17 protein-coding genes and 1 pseudogene are annotated in these 17,707 nt (G+C 44.6%); 10 read left to right on the top strand and 8 right to left on the bottom strand.

Annotation, left to right across the window (positions count from 1 at the left end; genetic code table 11):
- Positions 1-23: 23 nt before the first annotated feature.
- On the bottom strand, positions 24-923 hold the full coding sequence (locus VF412_RS02865; RefSeq protein WP_331337692.1) for a LysR family transcriptional regulator: 900 nt from the start codon (positions 921-923) through the stop codon (positions 24-26).
- An 89-nt stretch (positions 924-1,012) separates the two neighbouring features.
- Here VF412_RS02865 and VF412_RS02860 point away from each other — a divergent pair, with 89 nt between their 5' ends.
- From VF412_RS02860 to lpdA, 4 genes and pseudogenes are all read left to right on the top strand, one after another.
- Positions 1,013-1,432 carry a DoxX family membrane protein gene (locus VF412_RS02860; protein ID WP_331337691.1) on the top strand — a complete coding sequence of 140 codons (420 nt, stop codon included), beginning with the start codon at positions 1,013-1,015 and terminating at the stop codon, positions 1,430-1,432.
- A gap of 11 nt (positions 1,433-1,443) precedes the next feature.
- Positions 1,444-2,231: pseudogene (locus VF412_RS02850) on the top strand (SDR family NAD(P)-dependent oxidoreductase).
- Positions 2,232-2,476: 245 nt separating this feature from the next.
- Positions 2,477-2,896, top strand: a complete 420-nt coding sequence (locus VF412_RS02845; RefSeq protein ID WP_331337689.1) for a hypothetical protein — start codon at positions 2,477-2,479, stop codon at positions 2,894-2,896.
- Positions 2,897-3,165: 269 nt separating this feature from the next.
- Positions 3,166-4,575, top strand: coding sequence for a dihydrolipoyl dehydrogenase (gene lpdA / locus VF412_RS02840; RefSeq protein WP_331337688.1), 1,410 nt, complete (start codon positions 3,166-3,168; stop codon positions 4,573-4,575).
- A 58-nt stretch (positions 4,576-4,633) separates the two neighbouring features.
- Here lpdA and VF412_RS02835 read toward each other — a convergent pair whose 3' ends face one another.
- Both VF412_RS02835 and VF412_RS02830 read right to left on the bottom strand, forming a co-directional pair.
- Positions 4,634-5,494 carry a serine protease gene (locus VF412_RS02835; protein ID WP_331337687.1) on the bottom strand — a complete coding sequence of 287 codons (861 nt, stop codon included), beginning with the start codon at positions 5,492-5,494 and terminating at the stop codon, positions 4,634-4,636.
- Positions 5,495-5,605: 111 nt separating this feature from the next.
- Positions 5,606-6,064 carry a hypothetical protein gene (locus tag VF412_RS02830; RefSeq protein WP_331337686.1) on the bottom strand — a complete coding sequence of 153 codons (459 nt, stop codon included), beginning with the start codon at positions 6,062-6,064 and terminating at the stop codon, positions 5,606-5,608.
- A 181-nt stretch (positions 6,065-6,245) separates the two neighbouring features.
- Here VF412_RS02830 and VF412_RS02825 point away from each other — a divergent pair, with 181 nt between their 5' ends.
- From VF412_RS02825 to VF412_RS02815, 3 genes are all read left to right on the top strand, one after another.
- Positions 6,246-6,809, top strand: coding sequence for a hypothetical protein (locus tag VF412_RS02825; RefSeq protein WP_331337685.1), 564 nt, complete (start codon positions 6,246-6,248; stop codon positions 6,807-6,809).
- A gap of 146 nt (positions 6,810-6,955) precedes the next feature.
- Positions 6,956-7,951 carry a hypothetical protein gene (locus tag VF412_RS02820; protein ID WP_331337684.1) on the top strand — a complete coding sequence of 332 codons (996 nt, stop codon included), beginning with the start codon at positions 6,956-6,958 and terminating at the stop codon, positions 7,949-7,951.
- Positions 7,936-9,129, top strand: coding sequence for a hypothetical protein (locus tag VF412_RS02815; RefSeq protein ID WP_331337683.1), 1,194 nt, complete (start codon positions 7,936-7,938; stop codon positions 9,127-9,129). Before VF412_RS02820 ends, VF412_RS02815 begins: the two co-directional genes overlap by 16 nt.
- Positions 9,130-9,139: 10 nt before the next feature.
- Here the strand turns inward: VF412_RS02815 and VF412_RS02810 are convergent, their stop codons facing one another.
- The 4 genes from VF412_RS02810 to VF412_RS02795 form a co-directional block, all read right to left on the bottom strand.
- Entirely contained in the window at positions 9,140-10,825 is a 1,686-nt protein-coding gene (locus tag VF412_RS02810) for a hypothetical protein (RefSeq protein WP_331337682.1), read from the bottom strand.
- A gap of 90 nt (positions 10,826-10,915) precedes the next feature.
- Positions 10,916-11,482, bottom strand: coding sequence for a hypothetical protein (locus tag VF412_RS02805; protein WP_331337681.1), 567 nt, complete (start codon positions 11,480-11,482; stop codon positions 10,916-10,918).
- Positions 11,479-12,513: a hypothetical protein gene (locus VF412_RS02800; RefSeq protein WP_331337680.1), complete on the bottom strand. Its 1,035-nt coding sequence runs from the start codon at positions 12,511-12,513 to the stop codon at positions 11,479-11,481. The genes VF412_RS02805 and VF412_RS02800 overlap by 4 nt, the downstream gene beginning before the upstream one ends.
- Entirely contained in the window at positions 12,504-13,238 is a 735-nt protein-coding gene (locus VF412_RS02795) for a hypothetical protein (protein WP_331337679.1), read from the bottom strand. The genes VF412_RS02800 and VF412_RS02795 overlap by 10 nt, the downstream gene beginning before the upstream one ends.
- A 131-nt stretch (positions 13,239-13,369) precedes the next feature.
- Between VF412_RS02795 and VF412_RS02790 the strand changes: the two genes are divergently transcribed.
- The 3 genes from VF412_RS02790 to VF412_RS02780 all read left to right on the top strand — a co-directional run bounded on the left by VF412_RS02790 (position 13,370) and on the right by VF412_RS02780 (position 15,953).
- Entirely contained in the window at positions 13,370-14,686 is a 1,317-nt protein-coding gene (locus tag VF412_RS02790) for a hypothetical protein (protein ID WP_331337678.1), read from the top strand.
- Positions 14,687-14,693: 7 nt separating this feature from the next.
- Positions 14,694-15,395 (top strand): hypothetical protein, encoded by a 702-nt coding sequence (locus VF412_RS02785; RefSeq protein WP_331337677.1) that lies wholly within the window; start codon positions 14,694-14,696, stop codon positions 15,393-15,395.
- A 123-nt stretch (positions 15,396-15,518) separates the two neighbouring features.
- A complete protein-coding gene (locus VF412_RS02780; protein WP_331337676.1) occupies positions 15,519-15,953 on the top strand; it encodes a hypothetical protein in 435 nt (144 codons plus the stop codon).
- Between the two features lie 73 nt (positions 15,954-16,026).
- Here VF412_RS02780 and hutU read toward each other — a convergent pair whose 3' ends face one another.
- Positions 16,027-17,673, bottom strand: coding sequence for a urocanate hydratase (hutU, locus tag VF412_RS02775; protein ID WP_331337675.1), 1,647 nt, complete (start codon positions 17,671-17,673; stop codon positions 16,027-16,029).
- Positions 17,674-17,707 lie beyond the last annotated feature (34 nt).

Below are 17,707 nucleotides of genomic sequence, written 5' to 3'. Positions count from 1 at the left end.
TTCAGAGGGCCCAATCCTTTAAATCAATTTGAGACGAGGAATTTCGGAAACTCTTCTACCAACGTGTCCATCAAGGCACGAACACGGGCTGACATGTATCGATTGGAAGGTGTGACGATATAAGCGTCATTGCCCGCCTCTAAGCGATCATTGATTTGCACTTCGACCAGCTCTTTACGCTTTACTAGTTCGGCAACATCCCAGTGCGAACGCACGGCAATCCCCGCTCCTGCTTTGGCAAGCTCAATCAGAAAAAGTCCGTTGTTGGATGAAACTGTGGTTGAGTCGCTAAGCTCTGCCAAGCTCACGGCGCTTTTTTGAAATTTACGCTGACGATGCGCCGGCAATACCAGCATCGCATGATTGCGCAGGTCCCTCACTGTCTTTGGAGCTCCGTATTTCTTTAAATAGGTAGCACTGGCCACCATCTTTAGATAATTCGGACCCAGCCTGCGTGCAATCAACGAAGAGTCTTCCAAAGCAGAAAAGCGAATCGCCAAATCGAAACCGCCCTCGACTAGTTTTTCTAAAGCATCACTGAAGTGCACATTGACCTCAACCTTGGGATGCTTCTTACGAAAATCCGTTAGCACTTTGGCCACAGGCCCCTGACTCAGGGTCCACGGCAGCGTCAGGCGAACAGGCCCTTTTAATTCACCTGCGTCTGCAAACTGTTCTTCGATCTCTTTAATGTCACCCAGCAGACGCTGCACTTGCGGAACCAACGAACGACCTTCTTCGGTCAGCTGTACAGCGCGAGTGCTTCGTTGAAACAGCCTCACCCCCAGGGTGTCTTCCAACCTGGCAACTCGCTTGCTTAAAACAGAGACCGGAAGATCGAGCTGTCGAGCAGCTTGAGAAAAACCATTAGATTCGGAGACTTTCAGAAAGGCATATAAATCTTCAAAATGCTGAATTTTCATTTTTTCTATTTTAGAAAAAATGTTTCTTAAAAACAAGGGATTATCATTCAAAAAGAAAGAGGCTAGAGTGAGGTCCTAGGAGATCATTTATGGAATTGCATTCACTCACCCCACAGCAGATTGCTGTAACTTTATTAAGATTCGCTTTAGGTCTTAACATCTTTTTACACGGCCTGGTTCGCTTAGGGCCGAACTACGGGAAGTTTATTGATTGGACTACGGGACTTTTTAAAAACTCGCCCTTGCCAGATTTCGCCGTGCAGGCTTTTGCCCATACCATTCCGCCTTTAGAAACAACTGTCGGCATTCTTGTGATCTTGGGTCTCTTCACTTTGCCCGCACTGGTGGTTGGCACACTCGTGATGATCGCGTTGATGGCGGGTATGTGTATCTTGCAGAATTGGGAAATTGTCGGTCTTCAAATGACTTATATTTTGCTTTATACAGCTTTGATCTTTTTCATCTCTTACAACCGATTCGCCTTAGATAAGGTGATATTTCAGAAATAACAGGAGCATCTATGAAAAAAAATAAATTAGCTCTGATCACTGGCTCGACCGCCGGTATTGGATTTGCCATTGCAGAAAAAATCGCAACTAAAGGTTTTGATGTCATCATCAACGGCCGCACGGAAGAGCGCGTGAACAAAGCCATCAATCAGTTGATCGAAAAAGGCATTGGCAAAAATCAATTGCACGGAGTCGCAGCCGATCTGTCAACGCTTGAAGGCATCAATAAAGTCATCGAGCTTTTTCCTGAAGTGGACGTCTTGGTAACAACTTCGGGATCTTTGAACCGAAAGACTTCGCTCGTATTACAGACGAAGACTGGGAAAAAATGTGGACCGCAAACTTCATGTCTGGCGCAAGATTGTCACGGCACTATTTCCCTTTGATGCTGCAAAAAAATGCAGGTCGCGTACTATTCATTTCAAGCGAATCCGCCGTTCAAATCCCAGCGGAAATGATCCACTACGGAGTCACAAAAACAGCACAAGTGGCTCTGGCTCGAGGCATGGCAGAAACTGCAGTAGGAACTGCTGTGACAGTGAATTCCGTTTTGGTGGGCCCGACTCGTTCGGAAGGTGTTGGAACATTCTTAAAACAACTTGCCGAGAAAGATAAAGTCACTGAGGCAGACATCGAAAGAGATTTCTTTAAGAATGCGCGCGGTACGTCTTTGCTGAAAAGATTTATTCATCCTGAGGAAGTCGGTGCTTTTGTCAGCTTCTTAGCCTCTGACGAAGCATCTGCGATTACAGGCTCCGCGCTAAGAGTTGATGGCGGCGTCACGAAAGCTATTATTTAGTTTTTATATCTCTTTAAAAAGCCCACGATGCGTTTTATGTTCGTGGGCTTTTTTTTATTCGACACCCAAATAGAGTCTGTCTCATTTTCGCTAAAAGTCCTCTCAGAATGGCTAGGATTGCAATAAATTATTTAAATACTCCACGCTCATTCCAAAATTGCGGCCTAGCCTGAATCTGTAGTCAAAAGCCCTTCGGCGCCAGGCTTAGACCACAGATTCAAAGTGCAATAGCACAGGAGGATTTTATGAAAATTCAAATGACTAAAAAGCTCGTGAAATTTGTGGGTATGTCAGCTCTCTCTTTATACCTCATACCGGTGGCTCAGGCTCAGACGACCACCTCTGCCGCAAACTCGACAGTGAATCACTTTCAAGAGTGTGCAACTAAAAATAACATCACTCTGCCTGCAATAGGTTCTGGCGAAAAACTAACGGCTGAGCAAAAACAAGTGATCTGGAGTTGCTTGAAAGAAGAACGCAAAGCAGCTTTTGAAACTTGTGCTTCTTCAAATAACATCACACTTCCTGCGAAAGAATCTGGCGAGAGACTCAGCAAAGCTGATCGTCAAACGATTCGCCAATGTATGGCGAGCCAGGGATTTAAATTCTTCCGCCATCATCACCATAAAAGCGTTGAAGAGCCTCGCACATCTGAGCCAACTTAATTAAGAGTCCATACTCACCGTTCCCAAGGTGAGCCCGCGGGGTCCTGTTGTAGCAAACACGCAGCAGGGCCCTTCCCCTTCCTTCCGACCGGCCATGTTAAAAGAGTCTTCACTCTAAGACCATATAAACATTCGTAATTTCATGGGTTTTAGCCTAGGTGTGTCCACACTTTGAAGGTCGCAATACGAAGCTTACTGCGTGACCAAAGATGCTAAAATGGCGTATAAATTTATCTATCTAATACAGCTTTGAAAAAGGATACGCTCTCATGGCAGACACTCAATTTGATCTTATCATTATTGGCTCCGGTCCCGGTGGTTACATCTGTGCGATTCGTGCAGCTCAACTTGGTCTTAGAACTGCTATTATCGAAAAAGATAAAACTTTCGGCGGTACTTGCTTGAATGTTGGTTGCATTCCTTCGAAAGCGCTCCTTGAAAGTTCTGAACACTATCAAGCCGTGCAACATGATTTAGCTTCCCATGGTGTGAAAGTTTCCAAGTTCGAATTGGACTTGCCAACGATGCTTGCTCGTAAAGACAAAGTCGTAAAACAAAATACTGAGGGTATCGCTTTCTTGTTTAAGAAAAATAAAATCACTTCATTCAATGGCTTCGGTAAAGTCGTGGCCCAAGGTAAAGTTGAAGTGAAATACGAAGACGGTAAAACAGAAACTTTGACAACAAAATCAATCTGTATTGCGACAGGTTCAGTTCCTGTGGAGCTTCCATTCTTGAAGTTCGATGAAAAGCGCATTGTTTCAAACACTGGTGCTTTGATCATCCCTCAAGTTCCAAAAAAGATGATCGTTGTTGGCGGTGGAGTTATCGGTCTTGAGCTCGGTTCCGTATGGCAGCGTTTGGGCGCGGAAGTGACAGTGATCGAGTACACAAACCGTTTGGGTGGTGCCACTGATCAGGACTGCATGAACGTTCTAAAACGTAATTTGGAAAAAGAAGGAATGAAGTTCCTTCTTTCTACCAAAGTAACCGGCTCTAAAGTTGTTTCCGATGGTGTTGAAGTAACTTACGAAGCTCTTGCAGATGGCAAAGCAACGACTGCAAAAGCAGACGTTGTTCTGGTTTCTACAGGTCGCAAACCATTCTCTACAGGTGTTGGCGTTGAAGAGATGGGAATCGCAAAAGATCCTCAAGGTCGTATCGTGATCGATAAGCATTATCAAACAAACGTTCCCGGGATCTATGCGATCGGTGACGTTGTACAGGGCCCAATGCTTGCGCATAAGGCGGAAGAAGAAGGTGTGGCTCTTGCAGAAATGCTAGCTGGTAAAGCGGGGCACGTGAACTACGATACAGTTCCAGGCGTGATCTACACCCACCCAGAAGTCGCGACTGTGGGGTTGACTGAAGAACAATGCAAAGAAAAAGGTATTGAGTTCAATGTCGGCAAGTTCCCGTTCTTAGCCAACGGCCGCGCACGTGCGAAAGGTTTCACAGAAGGTTTCGTGAAAATCATCGCTGACAAGAAAACAGACAAAATCTTGGGTGCTCACATGGTGGGACCTGGTGTTTCTGAATTGATCCACGAAGTGATCGTGTGCATGGAGTTCGGCGGCAGCAGTGAAGATCTGGCAAGATCATTCCACGCCCACCCTACTTTGAGTGAAGTTGTGCGTGAAGCAGCCTTGGCTGTTGAAAAACGTGCTCGCCAAATGTAACCGATTTTCTAAAGATCAAAACAAAAAAGCCCTTCTTCTCGAAGGGCTTTTTTTATTTCTAGTTACCGATGGTCCTTTGAATCCAACGTAGCGCATCCGAGACATCCGCATACCCTTCGGCATTGGTCCCAAATTTAAAGCGATTGTTCGCACAAGCGGATCCCCAACTCACAATCCCCACTTGAACAAAACCTTGAGAATTTTCTAGAAAAAGGGGACCACCACTGTCCCCTGGGCATGATGCTTTTTGATTTTGTGATGTGCGCACGCAGATAATGTCTGAACTAATAGTCCATCCGTGCTTTATCGGGAAGTTATCAGCTTGGCATTCATCACGGCTAATCAATGGCAACGAGATCTTCTGTAAAGTCGATCCATCTACTTTTCCCGCCGCATCGATCAATCCCCAACCAGCTACGATCGCCATCAACGATGTCGATGTCGCACCGATGTCTGTCGCATTTAACTGAATCGGCTTTATGTCAGTGACTTCTTCAGCAAGCTCAATTAGCGCCACATCATGATGAGGCCACGAAAAATCTGGATGCACAATTACAGAACGGGCTTTCACCATACGCCCCCCGTCGCCAGATCTTAAAGTACTTCCAAAGATGATATTCAATTCTGCAGGATTCACAGTCTTCACTGTTGTCTCAGTGGCATCTTCCAACATGCAGTGAGCAGCCGTTAAAATCCATTTCTTCGCGATCAAGCTGCCTCCGCAAAGATGATCTACGAAATCTTCTTTGGGACTGTTCTGCCAGATATTGACTAGAAATGGAAATTCTCGAATGTCAGCGTTAGAACCGCCGATAACTGCTGTTTCGCTTCCACGGATCGAAACTTCAGAACGACGTTCACAGCCAATAAAGATAACTAGCAATAAAAGAATGGCGAAAATAGATTGGCAGCGGGACATTCAGAGAACCTCATTTGTGAGGCCTCCGTTACTAGCCGACCCCATGGGAAAAGGCATCAGAAGCCCTGGGTTATGCAAAAAGTTCAACCCATTGAGGGATTCAAATGAAGCCTACTTGCATAGAGCTTCGAGAGCAGCCCAACCTGGCTTCACAGCTGGAATCTGCGGCTCATCGTCTGAGGTCGGATCGAACTCGTTCATGAGATCTGATTCGTACTTGTCGCATTCACTTTTCTTAAAGTCTTTTTCCTCAGGGATGGAATCAAAGACCGAAATCATCAAGTCCATATAAGCCTCGTCCTGAGCTGTTTGCGATACATTGTTTTCGCGAAGAGATAAAATCTGATCTTCAGCTCGACCAAGGATGCGGAACTTTTCATAGTTTTTCTTAGCAAGACTGATCTCTTTAACCATCAACTCTGCGAAGCTATCTGCCTGTTGACGAACGCTGCGACCACTAGAGATAGGGATTTCGCGCGAATGAGCCGAGGCAACACATGAAGAACCGATGAAAGCAGCCGTCAAAAGTCCCTTTTCCAGAGCATGGAATACGATATTTCTTTTAAACATAGGGACCTCCGGGTCAAATTACACCCCTATATTAGGAGCCGCTTTGCCTTTTTCAATACGCACCCGCCCGAAATAGCCAAAGAACATGCCACTTATTTAGTCTAGGGTTGCAAAATGGGACTACCTCACCGTTTTCTAGCTTCCTAAACTAGATGTAAGAACGTCTGAGGGGACCACATCTATGAAAAAACTCTTAATTCTTTCCGCCTTGCTACTTTCTCAACTTGCCCATGCTGACGATAAGTTTCAGTTGTTATGTACAACCGAGTTCTTGACCACATCTTTCGTCGTTCGCGACATCGATCCAAACATCACAGTCGTTGAAGTCTTCAACCACAACGGCACAGCCTTCATGCCTATCTTCGACGGAGTAGCGACTCCGACCGATCTTTCTACATTGACTGCACGAGCGAAAACCTTGACAGATCTTGGCAGCTACTTACGTTTTGAATGGCCAAAAGATAAATGTAAAAAAACTGACGATCTAGTTGAAGAATGTTTCGGTTCAACAGAGCTGCAAGACATCAATGGCCACAAAGTAAAAGCATGGGCCTTTGATTCTTCTTACGTAACTGAAAAAAGCATGGCCGGCAAATTCAATTCTTACAAGTTAGTTTTGAATCTTGAAATCGACGGCGACACTTACGCCGTTCCAATGAGGTACGCCGACACCGAGTGTACAGATCAAGCGACGATGACGAACCCGGTGCTAAAAAAGATGAATAAGTCGAAATCTACACACTGATAAGTAGATAAAAGGGGCAATGCCCGCCCCTTATCTTGCGCCCTCTTAAGCTTGGTTTCAATTTTGAGCGCGCCGTCTAAAACTTAAACACTCAACTGCAATACATTTAGAGACATCTAGTTTGATATTTGCATCCAGAAATACTGATGCAATTACGATGGGCCGTTCTTCTCATTTTATTGATTCTAAACGCATGCTCTTTTAGCAAGAAAGAGGGCAATTCACCCGAATCAAATTCTTTAACCACGAAGACATATGTTTCTGAGACGCCAAAGACAAGTCTTTCTGTCGATGATCTATTTTCCACTCTTTCTAGATCCGAACTTTTAAATTATATAACTAATCACCCGTTATCAGAGCTAGAAGCGTTGAATGATGACAGAGGCTTTAACCTGCTCGATAAGGCAGCAAAGAAATATGACTATGAATTACTAGAGGCTCTTTTGGCTAAGGGGTTTTCGCCGTTCGCTTACAATCAGAAATCATCTTTTGAGTTTCTAAGCCCCTATCAACAACTCGAACTAGAAGCATTCTATTCTCAGGCTATTAAAAAAGCGTTCGTTGATTTATCTCTTATTAAATCACGCAAGTTCCCATTCCCTGAAGATGTTTGCTTTACATTGTTAACAAAGGTCCTTGAGGCCCGCGCGCAAACCGACGATCCCAAACTGGAAATCTTCGCAATGACGATTTTGGCTTCCTCTGCATGCAGTGAAAATCTAAATTCTATCGACGAATCAAAAAAAAATGACCTTCTTTCGAAAGAATTCATATATCAATATAACCATGACTTCGCAGATCCGCTGCTTTTAACCTCTATTGTTCAGAACTTGAAAGTAAAAAACCTCTCGATATCAGAAATTGATCCTCAAATTTTCCTTGATCGCAAAGAGAAATGTTTAAGCAAAGATTTGCTTGCGATGTGGACGAAAGTACTTAATACCATTCTCAAAAGAAACAAAAACTACAAGTATCGTCTTGATAACTGCGAGGATGTTGAAACCTATACTGATGCTACGTTTGCTGGCGCTTGCACCATAGACGAAGTTCAAACAGCAATGAAAAATCACAATGACTCAGTCGATACTTATATTAATGAACACTTCGATTTACCATCGGAGGTCAAATGTCTAAGTCATTAAGAATTGGACTTTTATTTCTACAAATCTTTATTGCGTCATGCTCATTTAAAAAAGCAGAAGTAAAAAACACTTCCGCTCATGAAGAAGTCATTATTCAAAAAACTATTACATCCGCAAAAATTTTATCAAACGATGAGAAGGAACTCTTAGACCTAGTTCGTTTTGGCAGCTCCGACACGTTAAATCGCTTCCTTGAAGCACATTCCATGGATTTAAATTTTTCAGATGCTGATGGAAATCAGCCAATTGGTTTAGCAAAATCTAGAGGTATCCGAGCTATATTTGACTTATTAATCAAATATGGCGCCTCAATTTATATGTTCGAAGAACGAAATCCAGAAAATCTATCTGACTTAGTGAACGACAGCCACTGGTTTGGCCCCTCGCCCAATGATCCAGATTATAAACAAGAAAGCGACGACCGAAAACAGGCCATCGCAGCAGATGGCAAGACCAACTCATTACCTGCGACCACTGTAGAACCTGAATCGGACGCTTCCTACATCAAAAACTATTTTTACAACGATTTCCGCCAGAAAGAGCTTGTCATTAAAGAAGCTTTATCAAAGAAAGATTTTTTAACAATACACCGAATGCACACTGCCGTCGGAATTAGCTGTGATCTCATTTCCTTTTCTTTGATTCGATCTCTTCAACTTCTTCCAAAGGCAGACTTAGCTGACGGCATTTCTATATTTGAAAAATACCTTAATACATCAGGATGCAGCACATCCCCCCGCTATTCTCTCGCTGTGGAGCTTTATCGAGCGGAATGGATGAGGCAACTCAAGACAGATCAAGATGATCCGTCACTTTTATATCTCATCACTCGATTGTTTCCCAGCAATCCACGAGAAATCCAGGTACATCCATTCTATAAAAAAATGGTGTTGATAAAAATTCATCCTCGGTTTTTATTCCTGATGTATGGTAAGAAGCTCACACCAAATCTCGATAATTTCGCGAGCCAATTAAGGCTGCCTGAGGGCTTCAATTATTCTGAATATTCACCTGATGGATATCGCGACGTTTCTGATGAACTCGCTGAAACGGATGCTACCTCAGGAAAAGAATGCCTGATAAGCTTTTTAGATGGCCACCCTCTCCATCATTGCGACGGAGAGTCATTTTACGATGAAAACTCCGATTACCATCAGCTGCATCCTGAAAATCAATAAATGCTATCGATTAAAACTGTAAAAACTGATCGGGCACGCAACCTTGAGTGTGCTCTTTGAGTTCTTTGTATCGATTAGCGACCCAACTTAGATAACCTGGTGACCCGCCGACACCTTTTTTAACCGCCTCATAAGCATGAACGATACGAAGATACTCCGGGAAAGTCAGGTAAATTGCAGACTTATTAACAAACTCACCAAGGAAAGTGATTCGCAATGCTTCGACCCGCGCCATCTGTACCGCAATCGCAGAATTTTTTGCATCGTCAGTGCTCTTGGACTTTTTGATTTTCTCTATTTCGGCCAGGGCCGCCTGACGTTCACTGAGATATCTTTTTTGAAGACTCTCCGCATTGATATTCATGGCGGCCACGACTTTGAACGAATCCAAGACCGTCTTTAAATCTTCTTTACTGCCACTCCAGCCTTTAGCAAAATCTTTCGACCTCAAGAAGATAGACCATTTCATGACATCTGTATTTAAAAAGTCGAAATCTTTGTCGGTGGTTCGAACTTTAAGCATAACACGATCATTAATATAATTTGTCATGAATCTCTTAGCCGCTGGCAAACCAGCATTGAATGCCAAGGATAAAATTGCCGTTTTAAGAACTTCCTGTTTCGGATGCTGAACTCCAAGTGATTGCAATTTTTCTACATATTTTTCTTTCGAGAAATAACCACCGTAAGGCATTCCCGCTGTATAAGGTGTATCTCCTAATGCGTCTTTGCCCGCAACATACTTAATTCCTGTCGAATGCAGAAGATTATTTCTATACAACATTCCTAGGGTCACGACATTTCTTAGTGGATTTTCCGGTGAACTAATGAAATCACAACGGTGACTTATGTCCCATACTGGATAACATTCGTTCTTCCCCTTTGCAGTCTTGGCATATTTTGAATCACAGAGAATTTCTCCAGCTGGCACAAGATTCACGACATTCTGCTGAGACAAGATTCTTTGGCACGATGGCTTTGATGACTTTGTCATTTCCTCAATATAGTATTGAAATGTACTTTTTTGGTTAGTACGATTCGGATCTCCATCTTTGTATTTGTCATTTAGCGGTTCGAAGACATCCCCGCCCAAGGCACTCAAAGTTAACTGACCTACACCAGCATCATTAGCTGGCCCTAATGTGTTAATGTGTAGACCGCTCTCGTTATAAAGCTTTGGTAATAACTCTTTCACAGGAATATTCAGACATTCGGAAACATCTATCAAAGAATTGTAGACACTATTAACGTAATCCTCTGTCACGCATGGCGATTTGAAATAAATCTTTTTTTCAACTTCTTGACCGCCTTCATTTACCCTTTCGGTTTCATGGAATCTGACTGGAGACGAAAGCTGTCTTCCATTCTTATCTACACACTGAGATCGAAATGCCAAACGAGCATCCAAGGACGCAAAGTTTTTCATAATATAAGTCGCGCAAGAACGCGGAGGCGCATCCGATGAAATATCTTTGCGTGTATTTTTAAAAAGAGGGTTGATCTGCGCTAAGTCTTTTTCCAAATAATTACGCTCAGGTCCGCAAGATTCTGGTGTTTCGAAATCTAAAGAAGTAGATGCGAGGTCCGAAGTTCCTTTTGGTGTTTCTGTATTCACGCGCATTTGGTAGAAACCATAGGCGGCGAAGACAACAAAACAGACTGCGGATGCAAAGCGAGTAAAGACGAAGTTTTTCATAGAATACGTATCAGCATTTGAGACGTAAAACTGAATACACTTAAGTCTAGAACGAACCTTCAATTACCGAGCATCTAAGAACAGACTGGACTAAAAGCTATAGGAAACAGCAAGGACCGCGTTGGCCCCGCCTAGAAAATAAAAAATCGAGCGAGCATCAGGATTGGTTTCACGAGTCGCGCTATAGATATTTACTGCCGCAATCAAAGCATGAGTCGCCACACGAATCCATTTACGATTCTCGCGTTCTTGTTTTTCTTTTTCCAGGTAACGTTTCAACACCCGATTGCGCTGCTCTAGCGACAGGCCCGAGCCCTCCAATGAATAATAAAAAGAGTCGTACTCGTTACCTGTGAAGTAATAAGTCGCACCTAAACCAATCGCCGCGATTCCCAAAGTAGAGGTCACAGCGAACATGCTACGACTAAAAACTTCTTCGGCCGCGTAGTAACCGTAAATTCCCCCAACGGTGGCGATTGCGCCAGAGATCATATAACTGAGGCCCAAGGTTTCGTCTTGTTCACGTTGTTCAAGAACGAACTGCTTGAATTCAGCCCACTGAGGAGCGCCGTCATAATGATCAGGACGTTCTTTATCTTTTGCTTGAGCGATGCCTGCAGATAAAAATGTTAGACAAAGCAGAAGGCGAATGATCACAACGTCACCCCGAACTGAATATAGACCCCGCGTTGTTGAGCCTCGCTGAAATAGGACAGGCCACTTGTGAAATTTTTAAAGCCAAGTAAGAACCCGACAGAGTGGTCTTCATCAGATACACTTGCTACAGCTTGTAAGATTCCTAACTTATAAGAAAGAGCTGCACGCAACGCCTCTCTGGCACTTTGAGTTTCCGAATCAATACCGAATTGCACACCCACTTCCAAAAGTCCAAGAGGAACCATTGGCTTGATCGAAGCCCCTAGAAGTCCCATAGGCTTGATTGGAAATTGTTCGGTCTTCTGACTTGCAACACCCCACTGGCTTAGCATCGCAGAAATTTGCGGCTGCCATACAAGGTCTTCCCAGGCGTACAAGAATCCCGGCTCGACATATAAAAGCTCTGTCGTCTGTGGATCAAAAAGATCCTTCGAGTTTTCAGCCAGGGCCTCACTCACGGCGAAATAAGATCCAATGTAACGAATGTGCGAGTAACGCACTTGAAGACCTGCATAGAAGTTATCAGAAACATAGCTTGCGATCTGCGCTTTGATGCTTTGCTGTTCAGCCGCAACAAAATCCATCGTAGGCAACGATGGATTTTCCATGTGAGAAAATAAAATCACACGATAGGGCTCTACCGAAATTCCCCATGTCGAAGCCTGAAAAGAGGCCTCCAGCGAAGCTTCTGCTTGAGAATAATCACGACGTGAGGCGATCTTAGCCACCGTCGTCTCATCAGCATCGCCGTTCAAAACTTTTTCGGCGTCACGAATGTAATCGACATTGCTGCCCAAAAGAAGATCCCCGTCAAAGCGTGGATCACGGGCTTTCGCGACAAAAGCAGGATTGCACGGCAATCCTCTTTCCACGCTGTCCATGGAATAACAAGCTGTTGATAACGAGCGAGATAAAAATCGAGAGCTTCCATCACGCATAAACGACGGCACTTCGATGGCAGAGGCTTTCCCTGCACACATCAGCATCGTCAAAAATATTACGTGTGTTCGCGGCTTGCGAATCAGAAGCATTGGTCCTCCGTAGGAATTGGCAATGCGTTGGCTTGGGCCTTTACATTTTCAATGACGGCACGAGCGTCCGAAATTTCTTTCTTTGAAGGGAAGGCGCCTTCAAGATCGCCGGCAAAATCTGAAAGACCTCGCAGGATTCGCAAAGCCCAATCCCAATAAGGTTTCACATCATGAACACAGACTTGACGATGGCTCGTGATATTCCAGTTTTGAAGTCCCTCTTGCACCGAGGACTTTAAAATCACCGCGCGAAGGGCAGCACTGTACAAACGAACCCCGGGGACTTCCTCCCCTGTCAAAACATCGACGGCGTTTTGCAAATCGTTGCGAGATCCCGCATCCACTGTCGGAATTTTGTCCCATGCTGCGACGGCACTTCCTAAATTTTTTAAAAGATCGCGAGCTTGCTGATCTAACGTCACTCCCTTCAATGGAAGGTTCAACGTTGGCGAATTTTTGGCGGTGACAAAACTATAAATCGTTTCGATTTTGACACCAGCACGAGCCGCATACGCAGAAGCCAGTGCCAGCTTCACGTGATACTGTGGGTCCTTTGAAACCATGTCAGAAAAATACTGAATCGCTTCATCGTATTGTTGAGCATCCAACATCGCGTAACCCTTTGACAGAGCCTGTTCGCGGGTGACGGGCTCATCATTTTTGGAACAAGAAGTCACAAAAGAAAGAAGCAAGAGAATGTAAGTGAAAATTATGATTTTGCGCATGACGGCGCGGAATCTAACGCCATGCCTCTGATTTTTCACTAGTGCGCGTAGCGAAATATACTAATTTCATTGATCCTTACGGCATCGCAATATACTCCCGTTTGCTTGTAATACTTCGAAGGAGAAACGACATGATTCGTAACCTCATCTTGGCTTTTGCGATGATCACAGGCCTTGGCTTTAACGCCAAAGCTGCCGTTTGGACTGACGTCAATCAATGGTCCCCAGCTTGGGAGGCTCGTTTTGCGGACTGGGTACGCAATTCATGGCAAGTGGACTTCTTCTCTCGTCCGACTTTGCCAAATGGTCAAAGCAACCCGTATGCAGGACTTCGCATGGACTGCGCGGACACAGTTTACTCGATGAGAATCATCTTCTCTTTCGAAAACAAGCTTCCATTCGTCGTTCAAGACCCTTCTTCTTTCGGTAAAACTCTGTCGAACAGAATGAGTCGCTGGGATGGGCAAAGTGAAACATCTCGCATGCGCAATTTCTTGGTGTTCATGTATCAAACACTGAGCACTCGTTCTTTGCCGAACGATACTTATCCTGTGGCGATTTCTCGCGACACGATTCATTCTGGCGCGTTGATCTTAACAGTGCAGAAAAATCATCACTCTTGGAGTGTGAAAGAAATCTTGCCGATCGGTGTTCCATACTTGGTGTTCAACTCGACTGTGGGTGCGACGTCGGGCTCTGGTTTGCAACAACGTCAATCTTGGCCAAATCCTGAGTGGGTGTTTGAAGAAAATTTTACTCCGGCAGGCAACGCCGGCTTCCGTTACTGGAGACCGATTGAATCTTTGAACCAACCGGTTTGGAAAGTTCCAGGTTACAGCGAAGAACAATACCATATTCCACTTGGAAAATGGGTTCGCACGGTTCAAGCGAAATTAGCGCTTCGTCAGGAAACAGATGCGCAAATGATGACTCGTATGTTGAAGACAACATGTGAAGATTTGCAAGGCCGCGTGAGCGCAGTGAATGATGGTTTGAACTACCTTCATGCAAATCCAAACAAATGCATGGACTATGAAACTTACGATACATACTCAACACCGAATCGTGACCAGCGTGCTTACGATGACTTCGTGGCTTTAAGAAGAGCTTACCGCGAAATCTTGGCTGCAAATGGTGGGAACCAATTGTCTTTAGAGACAAAAGCTCAATTGGCGAAAATCTATCCATTCATTCAAGAGACGGCAGCTTCTGAAACTCAGAAGATGGCAGCTCAAGGAATTACGGCGGCTTCAATTTGCACAACTCAATATCTTCCAGGTAAACAAATGGACGTGGCTGAGTTCAAGCGTCGCATGTATGCTGGCCTCATCTCGAACAATCCACACGATGACGGACCTTATCGTTGGGGTGATCTTCGTGGGCCTTCGCAGCGTGCGAAATCATGTCAGTCATGGGATCCTTGGACTCCTGATCTGAATCAAAACTAAAGGAATTATGGGACCGATAAAATTTAAAACATGGATGACCTGGGCTGCTATTTTGTTTGTACTGGGTGTCCTTGCCGATTACTACTTCTTGCACATTCTATTCAAAGAAAAACAAGATATGTTGAACGGTGCAGTTCCTGCTGCGACGTCGTCGGTCCCAACTATTCAAGACAAAACTGCGCAGGTCGCGACATCTCCGACACCAACGGCGGAAGTGACTCCGCAGGGCACTGAAACTGAATCCAACAAAGACAACTTTCTAGAGTCTCTGCAAAAATGTTCTCCAGACATTGCAGCTCAAGCCATTGCAACCCCTGAAGCTTTGATTGAATACTTGCGCAAAACTGTCGGCATAAAATCAGAAGATGTTTCTATCGAAAATTACCATCTGACTTTGAAAGATGGATCGCAACGTCGCGTGCACATCACAACAGCCGACAACACGAACACTCCAAATAAAAAAGAAATTCGTTTGTTTAAAGTTGATAACGAAGGTTATCCAGAGCCAATTCCTTTGAAAGGTAATGAAACGCTTGCATCTTTGTTAGCTCAAGGACAAGTAAACAATCACGAATTGAAGTCCACGTTAACATTAAAAGATGGCGGCCATGCCAATCTCGAGATGCATAACAATCAAGTTTACGAATTCCAATACGACAACAATGGCAAAATACTGAGCTGCCGTCTTAAAGACTGTCAGTGTCCTTAAACCGTCTAAGAGCGGTTGAAGCACGCTCGCCGTTCAGGCAAAGGTCCAGCTAGCGATTACGATTCCGTCACACACTTTTAAATTACACATCCTTTGGTAGCATAGATAACAAAGGATCATCCCATGCCAAAGAGTGGATCGTTTTTGCACGATCGTAGTTTATGGACCTACTACGCCTTGTTTCTATCTGGCAGCGTGGTGCTTGTATATCAAGCACTGGGACTTGGCCTTATTGGCGACTCGGTAAACTTCCTATGTATTTTATTTTTAATTAACGGCCTGCATGTCCGTCGCTGGATCAATATCTTTGAAAATACATTCTTAGTCACTTTGGGATATATCTTGCCCTTGTTGATTCGCAACTCGATCAAGCTTTCCTATGTGGAAGCGCCATCAATCAAAGAATTCACGAGACTGGCTTTGATGTCGAGTTTAACGACGGCATTACTGGGACTCCTCTTCACTTCTTTAGGTTTTTTGCTGAAGCATTTTTCAAAAAAAGCCTATCGCTTAAGCCGCGGAAAAATTACCACGAATTCTGGATTCAAAAACGAATAAAAAGAGCCACGAAGACATCGTGGCTCTTTAATTTTAAATCTTTCTATCTATCGAGAAACGCTCGGCACACGGCTTACAGCCAGAGACTGCGCACGCCACGCTCGACGGCGATATCGTGAGCTAACTCGTATCCGGCATCAAGATGTCTGAAAACACCCATTGCTGGATCGGCCGTTAAAACCCTTTCAAGACGTTTTGCGGCTTTTTCAGTTCCGTCAGCCACAATCACTTGGCCTGCATGTTGACTGTAACCCATGCCCACACCACCGCCGTGATGCAAACTCACCCATGTGGCACCACATGCTGTGTTGACTAGAGCATTTAACAAGGCCCAGTCGCTGACTGCATCAGAACCATCTTTCATAGCTTCTGTTTCACGATTTGGCGAAGCCACCGAACCACAATCCAAGTGATCGCGACCAATAACGATCGGCGCTTTCACTTTGCCTTCAGCCACAAGTTTATTGAACATCAAACCCGCTTTTGCGCGTTCACCATATTCCAACCAGCAAATACGTGCTGGCAAACCTTGGAATGCGATACGCTCTTCAGCCATATCCAACCAACGAAGAAGATCTTTTTTGTGGGGGAAAAGCTCTCTCATCGCATCGTCCGTGACTTTGATGTCGTTTGGATCGCCAGACAGGGCCACCCAACGGAATGGACCTGAACCTTTACAGAACAAAGGGCGGATGAACGCAGGAACGAAACCTGGGTAATCAAATGCATTGGTCACTCCCGCTTCAAGAGCACGTGCACGCAAGTTGTTACCGTAATCGAACGTCACGGCGCCGCGATCTTTCATCGCAAGCATTCCGCGAACATGTTTTGCCATAGAGGCGTAGGCCGCTTCCAAATAAGCTTTCTGATCTTTTTCACGGAAAGGCTTGGCAGATTCAACAGTGTAACCCTCAGGAATGTATCCAACCAATGGATCATGAGCCGAGGTTTGGTCTGTCAAAAGATCCGGAATGAAATTCTTTTCAAGCAATTGATGAATCACAGTAGCCATATTGCCCAGAAGAGCCACGGACTTCGCTTCGCCTGCTGCTGTGTATTTTTTGATTCTTGCAATCGCATCGTCGATATCTGTTGCAACTTCGTCGATGTATTTTGTTTCAAGACGTTTTTGAATTCTTGTTGGATCAATTTCAACAGCCAAAACACAAGCCCCTGCAAACACACCTGCGAGAGGTTGTGCTCCGCCCATGCCACCAAGGCCCGCAGTCAAAATCACACGACCTTTAAGATTGCCATTGAAATATTGACGACCGGCTTCAACGAAGGATTCGTAGGTTCCCTGAATAATGCCTTGAGTTCCAATGTAAATCCAAGAACCCGCAGTCATTTGACCGTACATCATCAAACCCTTTTTATCGAGTTCGTTGAAGTGCTCCCATGTTGCCCATTTCGGAACAAGATTAGAGTTCGCAAGCAAAACGCGAGGTGCATCCTCATGAGTTTTTAAAATACCAATGGGCTTTCCAGATTGGACCAAAAGTGTTTCGTCATTTTCCAGATTCTTCAAAGCTTCCAAAATTTTGTCGAAGCTTTCCCAGTTGCGTGCGGCCTTACCAATACCACCGTAGACCACAAGATCTTCGGGACGTTCTGCAACCATCGGATCCAAGTTATTTTGAATCATGCGGTAGGCGGCTTCTTGCAACCACCCTTTACAAACCAGTTTATTTCCTGTGGGAGCTTTCACCACGCGAGACATATTTCCTCCTGAGAAAAGTGAGACCCTCTTGTAG

Source organism: Bdellovibrio sp., assembly GCF_036384735.1.
Lineage (GTDB): Bacteria > Bdellovibrionota > Bdellovibrionia > Bdellovibrionales > Bdellovibrionaceae > Bdellovibrio.
Note: the sequence above shows the minus strand (reverse complement) of the source record. Positions and strands in the feature narration are given on the sequence as shown.

Excerpts from the sequence above, each read along its gene's own strand:
- VF412_RS02795 (WP_331337679.1), bottom strand. The coding sequence starts at position 13,238 with ATGCGCAAAATCATAATTTTCACTTACATTCTCTTGCTTCTTTCTTTT.
- VF412_RS02780 (WP_331337676.1), top strand. The coding sequence starts at position 15,519 with ATGCCAAAGAGTGGATCGTTTTTGCACGATCGTAGTTTATGGACCTAC.
- VF412_RS02810 (WP_331337682.1), bottom strand. The coding sequence starts at position 10,825 with ATGAAAAACTTCGTCTTTACTCGCTTTGCATCCGCAGTCTGTTTTGTT.
- VF412_RS02825 (WP_331337685.1), top strand. The coding sequence starts at position 6,246 with ATGAAAAAACTCTTAATTCTTTCCGCCTTGCTACTTTCTCAACTTGCC.
- VF412_RS02845 (WP_331337689.1), top strand. The coding sequence starts at position 2,477 with ATGAAAATTCAAATGACTAAAAAGCTCGTGAAATTTGTGGGTATGTCA.
- lpdA (WP_331337688.1), top strand. The coding sequence starts at position 3,166 with ATGGCAGACACTCAATTTGATCTTATCATTATTGGCTCCGGTCCCGGT.
- VF412_RS02790 (WP_331337678.1), top strand. The coding sequence starts at position 13,370 with ATGATTCGTAACCTCATCTTGGCTTTTGCGATGATCACAGGCCTTGGC.
- VF412_RS02785 (WP_331337677.1), top strand. The coding sequence starts at position 14,694 with ATGGGACCGATAAAATTTAAAACATGGATGACCTGGGCTGCTATTTTG.
- VF412_RS02815 (WP_331337683.1), top strand. The coding sequence starts at position 7,936 with ATGTCTAAGTCATTAAGAATTGGACTTTTATTTCTACAAATCTTTATT.
- VF412_RS02865 (WP_331337692.1), bottom strand. The coding sequence starts at position 923 with ATGAAAATTCAGCATTTTGAAGATTTATATGCCTTTCTGAAAGTCTCC.
- VF412_RS02860 (WP_331337691.1), top strand. The coding sequence starts at position 1,013 with ATGGAATTGCATTCACTCACCCCACAGCAGATTGCTGTAACTTTATTA.
- VF412_RS02830 (WP_331337686.1), bottom strand. The coding sequence starts at position 6,064 with ATGTTTAAAAGAAATATCGTATTCCATGCTCTGGAAAAGGGACTTTTG.
- VF412_RS02835 (WP_331337687.1), bottom strand. The coding sequence starts at position 5,494 with ATGTCCCGCTGCCAATCTATTTTCGCCATTCTTTTATTGCTAGTTATC.
- VF412_RS02800 (WP_331337680.1), bottom strand. The coding sequence starts at position 12,513 with ATGCTTCTGATTCGCAAGCCGCGAACACACGTAATATTTTTGACGATG.
- hutU (WP_331337675.1), bottom strand. The coding sequence starts at position 17,673 with ATGTCTCGCGTGGTGAAAGCTCCCACAGGAAATAAACTGGTTTGTAAA.
- VF412_RS02820 (WP_331337684.1), top strand. The coding sequence starts at position 6,956 with ATGCAATTACGATGGGCCGTTCTTCTCATTTTATTGATTCTAAACGCA.